At 67.4% G+C, this 967-nt stretch carries 2 protein-coding genes and 1 pseudogene; all 3 read right to left on the reverse strand.

What is annotated here, in order from left to right; translation table 11 throughout:
• Positions 1-168 precede the first annotated feature (168 nt).
• Complete coding sequence (locus GSQ89_RS28890) at positions 169-525, reverse strand: gamma-butyrobetaine hydroxylase-like domain-containing protein (RefSeq protein WP_158931589.1); 357 nt, start codon at positions 523-525, stop codon at positions 169-171.
• Entirely contained in the window at positions 525-716 is a 192-nt protein-coding gene (locus GSQ89_RS28895; protein WP_158931590.1) for a Trm112 family protein, read from the reverse strand. The genes GSQ89_RS28890 and GSQ89_RS28895 overlap by 1 nt, the downstream gene beginning before the upstream one ends.
• A gap of 8 nt (positions 717-724) precedes the next feature.
• A pseudogene (locus GSQ89_RS39485) lies at positions 725-967 on the reverse strand (peptidase); the annotation flags it as partial.

Consider the following 967-nt stretch of genomic DNA (forward strand, 5'->3'; position numbering starts at 1 on the left):
GGGGCGGTATCAGAGGCACCATTGGGGGTGGATGGCCGGGACACGCCCGGCCATGACGGAAAGGCAACGGTTAGGGTGACTGACGTGTGGCCGTGGGCGGTATCAGAGGCACCATTGGGGGTGGATGGCGGGGACACGCCCGGCCATGACGGAGAGGTAACGGACCGGTTACTTCGGGTCGCGGGACAGGCCCTTTGCGGCGAGGGCATTGAGGTAGGCTTGCCAGCGGTGGTCCTGTTCGCGGCCGAGTTCGGCGAGGTAGTCCCAGGAGAAGATGCCGGTGTCGTGCAGGTCGTCGAACACCAGGCGGACGGCGTAATGGCCGACCGGCTCGATGCCGATGATGCCGACATGGCGGCGGCCGGCGACCGTCTGCTTCTGGCCGGGATGGTGACCCTGGACCTCGGCGCTCGGGCTTTCCACGCGCAGGTATTCGGCGGGCAGGGCGTATGCGGTTCCATCGTCGAACGAGACATGAAGCACGCGGGTCGCTCGGTCCAGCCGGATTTCGGTCGGGGTCGGCATTATTCGTCCAGAGACCGAGCTTCCTCGGGCAGCATGATGGGGATGCCGTCGCGGATGGGATAGGCGAGGCCGGCCTTGCGGCTGATCAGTTCGTTGGCGGCGCGGTCGTATTCCAGCGGGGCCTTGGTCAGCGGGCAGACCAGGACCTCCAGCAGGCGGGGGTCGACGGCGGCGGGCAGCGGGTCGCTCATGCAGGTTCCTAGCTGACGGAGTGGCCGGGTGGCAGGTCGGAACTGGCGGCACCCATTTGCAGCAGCGCCAGCAGCGTTGCCGCCCTGTCGGCATCGGAGGGGGCTTCCAGCAGGGCCTGTTTCTCCACCGGCTCGAACGGGCAGGCCATGGCCAGGGTGATCACCATCCCGTCGTCCGACAGTCCCCTGATGGCGTCCCAGTTCGCATCGACGTTGCGGCGGGCGAAATAGCCTCGCAGGGCGGTCATCAG

Origin of the sequence: Acidisphaera sp. S103, from assembly GCF_009765975.1 — a bacterium.
Classification (GTDB): domain Bacteria; phylum Pseudomonadota; class Alphaproteobacteria; order Acetobacterales; family Acetobacteraceae; genus Rhodopila.

Excerpts from the sequence above, each read along its gene's own strand:
- GSQ89_RS28890 (WP_158931589.1), bottom strand. The coding sequence starts at position 525 with ATGCCGACCCCGACCGAAATCCGGCTGGACCGAGCGACCCGCGTGCTT.
- GSQ89_RS28895 (WP_158931590.1), bottom strand. The coding sequence starts at position 716 with ATGAGCGACCCGCTGCCCGCCGCCGTCGACCCCCGCCTGCTGGAGGTC.